Here is a 14,333-nt window from a genome sequence, read left to right on the forward strand (position 1 = left end):
GTTGTTATCCTCATCAATTTCTTTTACAATAATTCGTTTATTTCATAAAAGATAGTATCTTTGCAAACTCTTTTAGAGATTATTAAAATAATTAAAGGATATGATCAAAATAGAAATCAAAGAAGGCGAAAACATAGAAAGAGCTCTTAAAAGATATAAGCGTAAGCATAGAAATGTGCAAATCATGCAAAATTTAAGAGAATCTCGTTATTTCACTAAACCTTCTGTTAAGCGTAGAAGAGAAATTCAAAAAGCGCAGTACATCCAAACTCTAAGAGACCAAGAAGATATATAACTAATATTACCCTCAATATATAAGCGACCACTAGTTGGTCGCTTTTTTTTGCACTAATTTTTGCTAACCCTGTAAGGATGTTTTTGCTTTTACTACAAAAGCAACATGATTTTACTATTTGCTTTACTCGGAATTTCTACCTCTATTATTGGAGCACTACCATTAGGAGCTTCAAATATTGCTGTAATAAATACAACCATAAAGCAAAATCTAAAGCAAGCTTTAAAAATTGCAATTACTGCAGGTGTAGCAGAAGTTTTATTATCTGTTTATGCACTTAACTATAATATGATGGTTAAGGATTTCTTTAGCACCAATCAATGGGTACAAGTCTTACTTGCCATTACTTTATTGGGTATCGGTGGTTTATTATTCTTTAAAAAAGATAAATCTAATAGTACACCTAAATCAAAATCGTCAGCTTTAAAGTCTAAGTATGCAACTGGCTTTTTACTTGGCTTATTAAATCCGCCAGTATTAATATATTGGTTATTGGTTTATGGTATTATTAATAGTAAAGTAGCTATGCTTACTATCTCTTCGCCAGTAGCACAATTATTTGGCTTTTTTATAGGTGTATATCTTGGTAAGACTCTTACACTTTACTTTTATGGAAAGTTTAGTGTTTATATGATGAGAAAGTTTAGTAATGTCAACCAAATTATAAATAAAGTTACTGGTTCATTATTAGTCTCGGTCGGTATGCTACAATTTGCAAAACTGTATTTTGTCTAAATACCTATTTCAACTACCAAGCCTTCATTAGCTCGAACATTAAAAACGGTAGCATCGTCAAAGATTAAGTATTGCCCTTTTATACCAACAAGTTTACCTGAATATTGTAATAGCTTTTTAAGATTTAGACTATTTGGTTTTTCGGGATATTTAATGACCGGAAAATGTAATAGTGTCTCTTCATTATAATCTATAAAAAATTCCTTTGCCTCATCAGGTATATAAGCTTTCAATTTTTCTCGCCAATTTTTAAGATCTACATCTTCGATATCGTTCTTCAACATTTTTCGCCAATTCGTTTTATCAGCGACATGATCTTTTAAAGCTACCTCAGTAATACCTGCCAAATACCTATTTGGCACTTCAACTATTTCAATAGCTTCATGGGCACCTTGGTCAATCCATCGTGTTGGTACTTGGCTCTTACGCGTCACTCCAACTTTGACATTACTTGAATTTGCTAAGTAAACGATATGAGCCTTCAATTGAACTTTTTTCTCGTACTCTAGATCTCTATCTTCTATACCTAAATGCGCTTTACTTAATTCTGGTCTCATTATCCATTCACCTGCATCAGGCTTATCAAAGAAGCAACTTCTACAAAAGCCCTGTCTATAAATAGGTCTGTCTAAACCGCAACTTAAACACTGTTCTCCAACCAGCCTAAGACTAATAGATTTATCTAAAAGCTGATTCATATGGATGAAGTCATTCTCAAAAACCAAATAATACTGAATTGGCTTAAGAAATTCTGTTTGCATTTTGGTTAGTACACCTGTGTAAACCATAGAAGAATTTTAGTATTTTTAGCACTGCTAAATTAGCCAAAAAATGCCAATTCCTATTGTAAATTCTATTGCTTCGTGGTTTTTAAAAAAGCGATTTCATCAGATTGAATTGTTTTTAAAATACCCTAACGAAGTGCAAAACGAATTACTCTTTAGCTTATTAAAACACGCTAAGGATACTGAAGTTGGTAAGCAATACGATTTTGCTTCAATCAAAACATACAAAGAGTTTAACCAACGTGTGCCTGTAGTAAATTATGAAGACATACAACCAAATATTGAACGCTCAAGATTAGGAGAACAAAACATTTTTTGGCCAAAACCTATTAAGTGGTTCGCGAAATCTAGCGGAACAACAAATGCTAAAAGCAAGTTTATACCTGTAAGTACTGAATCTTTAGAAGATTGCCACTACGCTGCAAGCAAAGATTTGCTTTGCATGTATTTGAACAACAATGAAGATTCACAGTTATTTACTGGAAAAAGCTTAAGACTTGGTGGCAGCAAAGAACTCTACAAAGAAAATGGGACTGTCTTCGGCGACCTTAGTGCAATTTTAATTGACAATATGCCCTTTTGGGCTGAGTTTAGCAGTACACCAAGTAGTAAGGTGTCTTTAATGAGCGAGTGGGAAACTAAAATGCAAGCTATAGTTGAAGAAACTATTGAAGAAAATGTTACAAGTCTTGCTGGCGTGCCTTCTTGGATGCTGGTACTACTTAACAATATTTTAGATCGTACAGAAAAAAATAACCTCTTCGATATATGGCCAAACCTTGAAGTCTATTTTCATGGCGGTGTTAGTTTCAATCCATATATTGAACAGTATAGAGCGATACTACCGTCCAAAGAATTTAAATATTACGAAATCTATAATGCCTCAGAAGGTTTTTTTGCTATTCAGGACCAAAACTATTCTGGAGATTTATTGCTAATGCTCGATTACGGTATTTTTTATGAATTTATTCCAATGGATACTTATGGTACAAAACACCAGAAGGTAATTCCGTTAAGTGATGTTGAGCTCCATAAAAACTACGCAGTTATTATTACCACAAATGCAGGCTTATGGCGCTATAAGATTGGTGATACAGTACGTTTTGTTAGCCTAAAACCACATCGTATCAAGGTGTCTGGCCGAACAAAGCATCATATTAATGCTTTTGGTGAGGAGTTAATTATAGAAAACGCAGAAGACGCTTTAAAAAAAGTATGCAAACGAACAAAGGCTGAAATCGTCGATTATACTGCTGCTCCTATTTTTATGCAAGGCAAAGAAAAAGGTGCACATGAGTGGATTATTGAATTCAAAAAACCACCAGAGAATATGGCATATTTTGAAGAGTTATTTGACAATGCATTGAAAGCTCTAAACTCTGACTATGAAGCTAAGCGTTATAATAATATGACCCTCAAAAAGCCAAAAATTCATAGTGCAAGAGAAAATCTTTTTTATGATTGGCTTAAAGCCAACAATAAACTTGGTGGTCAACATAAAGTTCCTAGATTATCTAACACCAGAAATTATATTGATGAGCTTCTAAAGATGGACAAATAAAACAGTTTATCCTGAATATTTACCTCTTAATTTTTTATACCGAATAATTCTACATCTCGACTAAGATAATTTGAAGAAAGAATTTCAACCAATACTTTTATCATCATACTGACCGCATTTATTACAGTTAATTAATTCAACAATAAAAAACCCATGAAAATTTTCATGGGTTTTTAGTTTTTATACTTCAATTTATACTAAGAAACTGCTTTTAACTTTTTAAGTGTTGACTTCGTTAATTTTTCTTCAGCATAATTTTTAGTAACGCTTAATTTAGTTTCACCAGAACCTGGTAAATTAAACATTGCATCTGTTAAAATTTCTTCGCATAACGATCGTAAACCTCTTGCTCCTAGCTTATATTCAATGGCTTTAGACACTATAAATTCTAAAGCACCTTCAGTAATAGACAGCTCTACATCATCCATTGCAAACAACTTTTTGTATTGCTTAACAATGGCATTTTTAGGCTCAGTCAAAATAGCTCTTAACGTTTTACCATCTAATGGGTCCATATGAGTTAATACTGGAAGACGGCCAATAATTTCAGGAATTAGACCAAAATCTTTTAGGTCTTTTGGTATAATATATTGTAGAATGTTATCATTATCTACATTATCATCCGAGCTAATAGAACTATATCCTATGGCTTGCATGTTTAGACGCTTAGTAATAACACGTTCAATACCGTCAAAAGCACCACCTGCAATAAATAAAATATGCTCTGTATTAACCTCTATAAACTTTTGATCAGGATGTTTACGACCACCTTTTGGCGGCACATTAACAACTGTACCTTCTAATAATTTTAATAATGCTTGCTGAACGCCTTCACCTGAAACATCTCTAGTAATTGATGGGTTATCACTTTTGCGTGCAATTTTATCTATCTCGTCGATAAACACAATACCGCGCTCAGCTTTTTCTAAGTTATAATCTGCGGCTTGTAATAAACGTGTTAGGATACTTTCTACATCTTCACCAACATATCCAGCTTCTGTTAATACAGTAGCATCAACAATAGCCAAAGGTACATTAAGCATTCTAGCCACTGTTTTTGCCATTAGAGTTTTACCAGTTCCGGTTTGTCCAACCATAATGATATTACTCTTCTGAATCTCTATATCGTCATCAGTTGGTGCTTGTAATAATCGTTTGTAGTGATTATATACAGCAACAGACATAACGCGTTTGGTATGCTCTTGACCTATAATGTATTCGTCTAAAAATGCCTTGATTTCTTTAGGCTTCTTAAGCATTAACTCTGCGCTTAAGTCAGAATTATTACTTTGCTTAGACTCTTCTATAACAATCCCATTTGCTTGAGTAATACAACGATCACAAATGTGAGCATCTAACCCAGCGATGAGTAAATTTGTTTCTGGCTTTTTCCTACCACAAAATGAACATTCTAATTCTTCCTTTGCCATAATTTTAATTCAATTAGGTTGTTTTAGTCGTAAAAGCTATTATTACTTTCTACCTAAAACCTCATCAATCATACCATATTCTAGAGCCTCGTCGGATTTCATCCAATAATCTCTATCCGAATCTTTTTCAACCTGTTCATAAGGTTTACCTGAATGACTAGATATAATATTATATAATTCTTCCTTTACCTTTATAGTCTCACGCACAGCTATCTCCATATCTGAAACTTGACCTTGAGTTCCACTCATGGGTTGATGAATCATGACTCTTGAATGTTTTAAAGCCGAACGCTTACCTTTTTCACCAGCACACAATAAAACAGCTGCCATAGATGCTGCAATACCTGTACATATTGTAGCTACATCTGGTTTTACAAACTGCATAGTATCGTAAATACCTAACCCTGCATACACTGAACCACCTGGCGAGTTAATATAAATTTGAATGTCTTTTGAAGCATCTACACTTTGAAGAAATAGCAATTGTGCTTGAATGATATTAGCCACTTGGTCATTTACTCCAGTACCTAAGAAAATAATACGATCCATCATTAGCCTTGAGAATACATCAAAAATGGCGATGTTCATTTGACGTTCTTCTATAATATTTGGCGTCAAATTAGTTGGATACATACTTTGTATAATCTTACTGTAATAATTACTATTTATTCCTTGATCTTTGGTTGCAAATTTTTCAAATTCTTTTCCGAAATCCATATTTTAAATTCTGTTTGTCGTTAAATTATTAAGGCGTGGGATCAATTGATTCCACGCCTTAAAGATACAATTTATATTACTAAATGATTAACTGTAAAATTCTTTTACAAAATCATCATAACTTATTTCTTTTGTCTTAAGATTAGCTTCTTTTTTGTAAAGTTCTAATAGTTTTTGACTCATTAATTGTTCAGATAAACGTTTTACCTCATCTTGGTTAGAAAGGATACGAGCCGCAATATCTTCTAATTCTTTTTCTGAAGGATTCATCTGACCAAATTGTGCCATTTGCGCCTTAATCATATCCATAGAATACGCTTTTAAGTCTTCAAACTGAACTTGAAGCTTATTATCATTAATAATTTTAGCCTCGATTAATTGATAACGCATACTTTTTTCAGACTTCTCATATTCTTCTTTAGCCTGCTCTTCAGTCATTGGCTCTTCACCAGAAGTTTGCATCCATTTTTGTAAGAATTCTGATGGCAAGTCAAATTTTGTACTATCCACCAGATATTCGGTTACATCATTCAATAACTTTTGGTCACCTTGTTGCGCAAATTGTTTTTCAGAATCTTCCTTGATTTTAGCTTTTAATTCTGTTACTGAGGTTACAACCTTTGCTCCAAATATCTTATCGAACAACTCTTGGTCTAAATCTGCAAGCTCTCTTGTATTAACTTCTGAAACTTCAAAATTAACCTCAACGTTTAAGCTGTGCGCATCATCATGAGACACTTTTAAGAATGTCATTAAATCATGACTATCGTTAAATAATCCTTTCGTTTTTAAAGTAATAACATCACCAACTTTAGCTCCAACGAACTTCTTAGCATTAGTCTTTCCTTTTACTTTGTCTAAAGTTATTGTAGCAACGTTTTCTATACCTTCTGCTTCATTAGTAAACTTTCCAGTAATTTCAGAATCTTCTGCAACTTCTGTTTGAGACACTAACTTACCATATTGCTTTTGAATGTGCTCCACTTGGTTGTCAATCATCTTTTTATCGGCGATGATGTTATAATGTGTTATAGCTTTTTTGCCTTTTAGTTTCACATCAAACTCTGGTGCAAGACCAAGTTCAAATTCAAAAGAAAAAGAATCAGCATTCCAATCTAAATCGTCTTGTGGTTTTGGCAATGGATTACCTAATACATCTAGTTTTTCTTCAACTAAGTATTTTCCTAGCGCATCTTGAAGCAATTTATTTACTTCATCAACTAGCACAGCTTTACCATATTGCTTTTTAACCATTCCCATTGGTACATGACCTTTACGAAATCCTGGAATGTTAGCAGACTTACGATAATCCGATAAGATTTTTTCTACTTTATCGCTATAATCTTCTTTCGCGATATCAACTTTAACAACTGCATTTAAAGCATCAATGTCTTCTCTTGTAATATTCATTGTAATACATACTAAAATTGGGGTGCAAAAGTACATATTTTTTCACAAGCCAACAATAGAATAAGTAATTGATTTTAAATGATAAAATCAATTACGGCTTCAAAAAAGTCTTTTGAATTTTCGGCATGCAACCAATGTCCTGCATTTGCAATAGTCTGAATTTTAGCATCGGTGAAATGACGATGTATTAATGCTTCATCAGAAACACCAATATACTCTGACTTATCGCCTCTTAAAAATAGTGTCGGTTTAGAAAATGTTGCATGAATGTCTAACGCCTCACCTACTTCTGACACATTATCTTTTAATACAGGTAAGTTAATACGTAATCCTAGCTGTCCTTTTTCTACCCAATATAAGTTTTTAAGTAAAAACATGCGTGTGCCTATTTCTGGCACATAATTTTCTAAAACTTTATCTGCTTGCCCTCGAGATTTTATCTGAGAAAAGTCTAATGAAGATAATCCTTCTAAAATAGCATCATGATGAATTGGATAATAACGTGGTGAAATGTCTGCAATAATTAATTTATCTACAAGACTAGGATATTTTGTAGCAAAAGCCATAGCAGTTTTGCCACCCATAGAATGCCCTAAAAGTATAATTTCTTTGAGGTCATTTTCATCGCAAAAAGCCTTTAAATCTTCGACCATAAGATCGTAATCAAACTTATCAGAATGAAAGCTTCTACCATGATTACGCTGATCTACTAAATGTACTTGAAAATTATGCTCAGAAAACTTTCGGCCTAGGGTTTTCCAGTTATCACCCATACCTAAAAACCCATGCAAAATCACGAAGGGTTTACCTTCTCCAAAACTATTGCTGTGTAACTTCATGACAATCTATGCAAATACATTTGTATTACATTTTCAACACCCAGATAAAGACTTTCAGAGATTAAAGCGTGACCAATTGAAACTTCTAATAAGCCTTCAATATTATCTTTAAAGAACTTGATATTATCTAATGATAAATCATGACCTGCATTAACACCTAAACCAATCTTATTTGCTAGTTCAGCACAATCTGTATAAGGTTTTATTGCGTCTTCATTTCCCTGTTGGTATTCATGTGCAAATGCCTCAGTATATAATTCTATACGATCTGTACCTGTCACTTTTGCACCTTCAATCTGTTCCAAAACTGGGTCTACAAAAATTGAAGTTCTGATATCATTACGCTTAAACTCAGAAATAACTTCTATTAAAAAATCTTTATGTTTTAGTGTATCCCAACCTGCATTAGAGGTTATTGCATCAACACTATCCGGAACCAAGGTAACTTGTGTAGGTTGAGTTTCCAATACCAAATCTATAAACTTTGGTATAGGATTACCTTCAATATTATATTCGGTATGTACAATTGGTTTTAAATCTCGAGCATCTTGATAACGTATATGTCGTTCATCTGGTCTTGGATGTATCGTTACACCTTCAGCTCCAAATCGTTGAACATCTTTTGCAAATTGAACAACATTTGGCACATCGCCACCTCTACTATTTCTTAGCGTTGCTATCTTATTAATATTAACACTCAGTTTGGTCATTTTTCTTGGTATTGAATCACAAAAATACAAAGTACAACACGCAATTTCTCTTTATTTTTAATTAATTTGCAGTTGTATATTTAAGCCTTATGCAGTTAGAGAAATTTATAATAAATGATATTAAACCTTTACATGTTGATGAAACAATTGGTGACTTACAGCAACTGTTTAATCAGCTTACATATTCTCATATTCCTATTAAAAAAGAAGACGTTTATATTGGCTGCATTCCTGAAACTGACGCCCATTGTTTTGACTCCAATAAATCTATAACCGACTGTTTATATACAGCAGAAGGCTTTTTTGTTAGAGCATCAACGAACTGGTTAGATGTACTAGAATCTTTTGCACAAAACAACAGTAATATCATGCCTGTTTTGGATGCGAACAACAAATATCTTGGGTATTATGAACTTAATGATATCATTGGTCTTTTTAATGACACACCCTTCTTTTCAGAACCTGGTGGTATTTTAATTGTGGAAAAAGGAATTCAGGATTATTCTTTTAGTGAAATAAGTCAAATCGTTGAATCAAACAATGCGAAATTACTTGGCGCATTTATATCTAAAATCGAAAACGACCTTGTTCAGATTACGCTAAAGATTAGTAATACGAGTCTTAATGACGTTATTCAAACCTTTAGACGTTACAGTTATAATATCTTGGCCGGTTACGAAGACGATAGTTATATAAAGAGTTTAAAAGACCGCTCGAAATATCTCGATAAATACCTAAATATTTAACTTATGAAGGTTGCAATTTATGGTCAAAATTACGCTAACGAAAACAATACTAAAGCTTTCGAAGTACTTGTTACCGCTTTAAAGAATTATAATGTTAACACTTTTGTTGAATCTCAATTTTTAAGCCTTCAGAAGAATATACTCCATAATGATAGGACATTAGAATCGTTTACTGTACTTGACAATTCTTATGATTTACTAATAAGTATTGGTGGTGATGGTACAATACTAAGGGCAATTACCTTTGTAAGAAATTTAGATATCCCTATTGTTGGTATTAACACAGGAAGATTAGGATTTTTAGCAACTGTACAAACCAATGAGATTGAAGATGCATTAGTTGATATTTTCAATAAAAAATACAAGTTATCTGAGAGATCTGTATTATCTGTTGAGGTTGATCCAATAAATAATATGCTTATTGAGACAAATTTTGCTTTAAATGAAATTACCATAAGTCGAAAAAATACCACCTCGATGATAACCGTTGAAACTCACTTAGATGAGGAGTATCTTACATCGTATTGGGCAGATGGTCTTATTCTTTCTACTCCAACTGGTTCTACTGGATATAGTTTAAGTTGTGGTGGTCCAGTAATTTCTCCAGAAGCTAATAATTTTGTACTTACACCCATTGCACCTCATAATCTAAATGCAAGACCCTTAGTAATTCCTGATAAGACAGAAGTTAAATTAAAAGTTAACGGTAGAGAAGATCAATTTCTCTTATCTCTCGATTCACGTATTATTACGCTCCCCAACACTTCAGTAGTTAAAATAAAAAAGGCATCATTTTATATAAAAATGGTAGAACTTTTAGATGAAAGCTTTATAGATACGCTCCGAAAAAAAATGCTTTGGGGCGAAGATCGAAGAAATTAGGCAATAAATAGCCATAAATCCAGTTTTCTGTAAGACAATTTGTATCAAATTGTTAAAGACTCATCTTAATTATTATATTTGCAAACTTTTGAAGATTTATGAGGTATTTACTGCTGTTTTTAACCATTGTGTTTAGTTACCAAACTAGTAGTGCACAAATCTATGAGATTGGTGTTTTTGCTGGTGGAAGTAATTTTATTGGTGATGTAGGTTCTACAAACTATATTTCTCCAAATCAAGCAGCTATTGGAGCAATTTTGAAATGGAATCGAAGTCCTCGTCATTCTTTCAGAGTATCCGCAATTTTTACTAATATTGAAGCTGTAGACTCAAAATCAGATGACCCTAGACGCCAACAGCGTAATTATGGTTTTAGAAATGGATTGTTTGAAGTTTCAGCAGGTATAGAGTTTACATTTTTCGATTTTAACTTACATGAAATAAGCCTTAAAGGTACGCCCTACTTGTACACTGGGATATCTTTAGCTAGACACGAGAATTTTTTCTTTGATAACAATGGTGTTTTAACATCAGAAAATACAAATAGCTGGGCTTATGGAATACCTATGGTACTTGGTTATAAAGTACTAATTAGTCCACATTTAGTCTTAGGCGCCGAGATTGGAGCCCGTTTTACATTTTCAGACGAGTTAGACGGAAGCGTGCCTGATGCAGATTTTAGGCAGCAATTTAGTTTTGGTAATACAAATAGTAATGACTGGTACACGTTTACAGGTTTGACATTAACCTATACATTTGGACAAAAACCTTGTTATTGTAACTTTTAATGCATGAATCTAAGAGACCTCGTTGATATCACCAAATTACCTAATCACATTGCAGTGATAATGGATGGTAATGGTCGTTGGGCTAAACAAAAAGGTTTGATGAGAGTAATAGGTCATGAAAATGGCACAAAGGCTGTTCGTGAAACAGTAGAAGCATGTGCGGAGCTTGGTGTAAAACATTTAACACTTTATGCATTTTCTACAGAAAACTGGAATAGACCTAAATTAGAGGTTCAAACCTTAATGAAACTTTTGGTTAAATCATTAAAAAAGGAAATCAAAACACTTCAGGACAACAAAATTAAGCTTACAGCCATAGGATCATTAAAAGACTTACCTAAAAAGGCTTTTGAAGAGTTGAAATATGTTCAAGAAAAAACAAAAGATAATGAACATATGACATTAACTCTAGCACTTAGCTACGGTTCTCGGGAAGAAATTGTTAATGTTGTTAAAGAATTGTCAGTTAAAGTTAAAAATAATATAATTTCATCTGAAAGTATTGATGAATCAATTATAAATAAGCATCTTTACACGCAAAATTTACCAGATGTAGATTTGCTAATTCGCACTAGTGGAGAGCAACGGATTAGCAATTTTTTATTGTGGCAAATTGCATACGCGGAATTATATTTTACAGATATTTTTTGGCCCGATTTTAAGAAAGAACATCTTATTGAAGCTATTAAAAATTATCAAAATAGAGAACGAAGATTTGGAAAAACAAGCGAACAGCTTACTTAAAAGCATCACTTTGGAGCCTTTGAAGAAACTATACACCATAATTATACTTTTTATTTTATTCTCGACCCAAAATACATTTGGTCAAGATGATAAAAAATATACCATCAACGATATCATAGTGACAGGAAATACTGCTTTTAATGCACGTACAATAATCACTTACTCAAGACTCAAGAAAGGACAAGAAGTTTCATTTGGCGGTGACAAAATTGGAGATGCTGTTAAAAAACTTTGGGGCTCTAACCTTTTTAGTGAAATTGATATTTATTTTACAAATATTACAGATGATGATAAAGTTGATATAGAAATTAATCTTTCGGACTTACCAGAATTAAAAGAAGTAAAAGTTCAGGGTGTTAAAAAAGGAAAAATTGACGAAATTCTTGATGAAAACAATTTAAAACAACGTGTTAAAGTTACCGAAAATCTGATAACTACAACTCGAAACTATCTCACTAATAAGTATAAGAAAAAAGGGTTTCTCAACACCAAGGTTAATGTTACAACCTCAGAAGTGAAAAATGATTCTGTTGAGAAAAAGCAAGTAAACATGCTTATAAATATAGATAAAGGTAACAAGGTTAAGATAAAATCTATAACATTTAATGGCAATGAAAAGCTTAAAGCCAAAAAGCTTAGAAAAGCCATGAAAAATACTAAAAAGAAGAATCCTATAAGATTGCTCAAACGCTCCAAATACGTTGAAGAAAATTATAAAGAAGATTTAGTTAGTATAATAGACAAATACAAGGAAAATGGATTTAGAGATGCACGTATTATTAAAGATTCTATAATATATAATAATGATAAAACTATTAGTCTTGTTATTGATGTTGAGGAAGGTGAAAAATACACGTTTGGTAAAATAGATTTTGTTGGTAATACCGTGTACACGGATGAGTTCTTATCTCGAATACTTAGAATAGAAGAAGGCGACACATACAATGGAATTGAATTAAAGAAGCGTATTGCAAATGAAGAAAAACCAGACGGCATTGATTTAACTAATGTCTATCAAAATACGGGTTATATGTTCTCATCAATTAACCCTGTTGAAGTAAGTGCAGATGGCAATGTGATTGATTTGGAAATAAGGATTACAGAAGGAAAACCAGCATATTTTAACAGTGTTACTGTAAAAGGTAATGATATTACCAATGACCATGTTATTTATAGAGAGATACGTACAAGACCTGGTGAACTTTACAGTAGAGCAAATATAATTAGAACAATCAGAGAACTAGGTCAACTAGGTTTCTTTAATGCTCAAGCCATTGTACCAGACATAAAGAATCCTAACCCAGTTGATGGCACGTTAGATATTGAGTATACGGTTGAAGAACAAGGTTCTAGCCAGATAGAGCTTCAAGGCGGATATGGCGGAGGAGGTTTTATAGGAACCCTTGGACTATCATTCAATAATTTTTCTTTAAGAAATATTTTTAATGGTGAGGCGTACAGTCCTGTTCCGAGAGGTGATGGACAAAGCGTAGCATTACGATTACAGGCAAGTCAATTCTTTCAGACTTACAGCCTTTCCTTTACCGAACCATGGTTAGGCGGAAAAAAGCCGTTTCAACTGTCAACATCATTATCCTATTCACGTCAGTTTTTATTTGATCCTAATACTAGACGTGCGGACCGTAGTAGAAGTTTTAATATTATTGGTGCAACGCTTGGGGTTTCTACTAGACTTAAATCACCAGATGATTATTTTCTGCTATCTCAGGCATTGAGTTTTCAAAATTATGATTTAAATAACTATAACACAGGGTTATTTACTTTTGGAAACGGTAGTTCTAATAACTTGTCGTACACTATTGGTCTCACTCGTAATAACACTTATAATGACCCGATATTTCCAACTGGTGGATCAAACTTTTCTGCATCTGTAAAATTATCCTTTCCATATTCATTATTAAATGGTGTGGATTATGAAGCACTTAAAAATGAACGCGATGGTCTAGATCCAATTGCAGATTCTGAAAGAATTGCAGAAATAGATCAGCAGCGATTTAATTGGTTAGAATTTTATAAAATAAAATTTAAAGCGGATTGGTATACATCAATTACTAAAATAGGCAAATATGATTTAGTCCTAAGACCTAGTGCTGAGTTTGGATTTTTAGGTGCTTATAATAATGATAGAGGTGTTATCCCATTTGAGCGTTTCTTCTTAGGCGGTGATGGACTTGGTAATTTTGCCCTTGATGGTCGAGAAGTTATACAATTAAGAGGTTATCCAAACCAATCCTTAACTCCATTGAACGAAGAAACTGGTGGAGCTTCAACTGATGGAGGTTCTATTTATAATAAATTTTCACTTGAGCTTCGCTATCCAGTTACTTTAGGTCAAGGTGCCAAAATATATTTGTTATCCTTTGTTGAAGGTGGAGTATCTGTAAATAACTTTAGAGATTTTAATCCATTTAATCTAAAGCGCTCTGCGGGGTTTGGTGTGCGGATTTTTATGCCTGCATTTGGATTATTAGGTATTGACTTTGGTCATGGATTTGACCCATTACCAGGTTTAACACAAAAAAATGGCTGGGAAACTCATTTCATTATTGGGCAACAATTTTAACTTTGGCACGATATTTTCTAACAGCTTAATAACATTTCGTAATGGTGTTAAAATTTTTAAGAATATATTTCGTTTATTTGAAGTACCATCTATGTTTAATAAACATG

General features: G+C 33.0%; 14 protein-coding genes. 8 read left to right on the plus strand and 6 right to left on the minus strand.

The genetic code is table 11. The annotated features are described in order from the left end of the window. Positions 1 to 100: 100 nt before the first annotated feature. Positions 101 to 295, plus strand: coding sequence for a 30S ribosomal protein S21 (gene rpsU, locus ED556_RS12580; RefSeq protein ID WP_296324400.1), 195 nt, complete (start codon positions 101 to 103; stop codon positions 293 to 295). A 105-nt stretch (positions 296 to 400) separates the two neighbouring features. After that, positions 401 to 1,030 carry a LysE family transporter gene (locus ED556_RS12585; RefSeq protein WP_296324403.1) on the plus strand — a complete coding sequence of 210 codons (630 nt, stop codon included), beginning with the start codon at positions 401 to 403 and terminating at the stop codon, positions 1,028 to 1,030. On the opposite strand, the gene ED556_RS12590 is transcribed toward ED556_RS12585, so the two are convergent. Then, on the minus strand, positions 1,027 to 1,818 hold the full coding sequence (locus ED556_RS12590; RefSeq protein WP_296324405.1) for a DUF2797 domain-containing protein: 792 nt from the start codon (positions 1,816 to 1,818) through the stop codon (positions 1,027 to 1,029). The two genes, ED556_RS12585 and ED556_RS12590, sit on opposite strands and share 4 nt — an antisense overlap. A gap of 43 nt (positions 1,819 to 1,861) precedes the next feature. On the opposite strand from ED556_RS12590, the gene ED556_RS12595 reads away from it, so the two are divergent. Further along, on the plus strand, positions 1,862 to 3,376 hold the full coding sequence (locus tag ED556_RS12595; protein WP_296324408.1) for a GH3 auxin-responsive promoter family protein: 1,515 nt from the start codon (positions 1,862 to 1,864) through the stop codon (positions 3,374 to 3,376). A gap of 197 nt (positions 3,377 to 3,573) precedes the next feature. Here ED556_RS12595 and clpX read toward each other — a convergent pair whose 3' ends face one another. From clpX to ED556_RS12620, 5 genes are all read right to left on the minus strand, one after another. Then, positions 3,574 to 4,806 (minus strand): ATP-dependent Clp protease ATP-binding subunit ClpX, encoded by a 1,233-nt coding sequence (gene clpX / locus ED556_RS12600; RefSeq protein ID WP_296324411.1) that lies wholly within the window; start codon positions 4,804 to 4,806, stop codon positions 3,574 to 3,576. 42 nt (positions 4,807 to 4,848) lie between these two features. Continuing rightward, positions 4,849 to 5,523, minus strand: coding sequence for an ATP-dependent Clp endopeptidase proteolytic subunit ClpP (clpP, locus tag ED556_RS12605; RefSeq protein WP_296324414.1), 675 nt, complete (start codon positions 5,521 to 5,523; stop codon positions 4,849 to 4,851). Positions 5,524 to 5,610: 87 nt separating this feature from the next. Next, positions 5,611 to 6,933, minus strand: coding sequence for a trigger factor (gene tig, locus ED556_RS12610; protein WP_296324564.1), 1,323 nt, complete (start codon positions 6,931 to 6,933; stop codon positions 5,611 to 5,613). 74 nt (positions 6,934 to 7,007) lie between these two features. Then, a complete protein-coding gene (locus tag ED556_RS12615; RefSeq protein ID WP_296324416.1) occupies positions 7,008 to 7,772 on the minus strand; it encodes an alpha/beta fold hydrolase in 765 nt (254 codons plus the stop codon). Then, a complete protein-coding gene (locus ED556_RS12620; RefSeq protein WP_296324419.1) occupies positions 7,769 to 8,482 on the minus strand; it encodes a pyridoxine 5'-phosphate synthase in 714 nt (237 codons plus the stop codon). The genes ED556_RS12615 and ED556_RS12620 overlap by 4 nt, the downstream gene beginning before the upstream one ends. 89 nt (positions 8,483 to 8,571) lie before the next feature. Here ED556_RS12620 and ED556_RS12625 point away from each other — a divergent pair, with 89 nt between their 5' ends. From ED556_RS12625 to ED556_RS12645, 5 genes are all read left to right on the plus strand, one after another. After that, the gene (locus tag ED556_RS12625) at positions 8,572 to 9,228 is read left to right on the plus strand and encodes a CBS domain-containing protein (RefSeq protein WP_296324422.1); all 657 of its coding nucleotides are present in this window, start codon (positions 8,572 to 8,574) and stop codon (positions 9,226 to 9,228) included. 3 nt (positions 9,229 to 9,231) lie between these two features. Next, positions 9,232 to 10,110, plus strand: coding sequence for an NAD kinase (locus tag ED556_RS12630; protein ID WP_296324425.1), 879 nt, complete (start codon positions 9,232 to 9,234; stop codon positions 10,108 to 10,110). A 98-nt stretch (positions 10,111 to 10,208) separates the two neighbouring features. Next, positions 10,209 to 10,898 (plus strand): DUF6089 family protein, encoded by a 690-nt coding sequence (locus ED556_RS12635; RefSeq protein ID WP_296324428.1) that lies wholly within the window; start codon positions 10,209 to 10,211, stop codon positions 10,896 to 10,898. A 3-nt stretch (positions 10,899 to 10,901) separates the two neighbouring features. Then, positions 10,902 to 11,642 (plus strand): isoprenyl transferase, encoded by a 741-nt coding sequence (locus ED556_RS12640; RefSeq protein ID WP_296324432.1) that lies wholly within the window; start codon positions 10,902 to 10,904, stop codon positions 11,640 to 11,642. Further along, the gene (locus ED556_RS12645) at positions 11,575 to 14,226 is read left to right on the plus strand and encodes a POTRA domain-containing protein (protein WP_296324435.1); all 2,652 of its coding nucleotides are present in this window, start codon (positions 11,575 to 11,577) and stop codon (positions 14,224 to 14,226) included. The genes ED556_RS12640 and ED556_RS12645 overlap by 68 nt, the downstream gene beginning before the upstream one ends. Positions 14,227 to 14,333 lie beyond the last annotated feature (107 nt).

It is taken from the genome of Winogradskyella sp. (assembly GCF_003712105.1).
Classification (GTDB): domain Bacteria; phylum Bacteroidota; class Bacteroidia; order Flavobacteriales; family Flavobacteriaceae; genus Winogradskyella.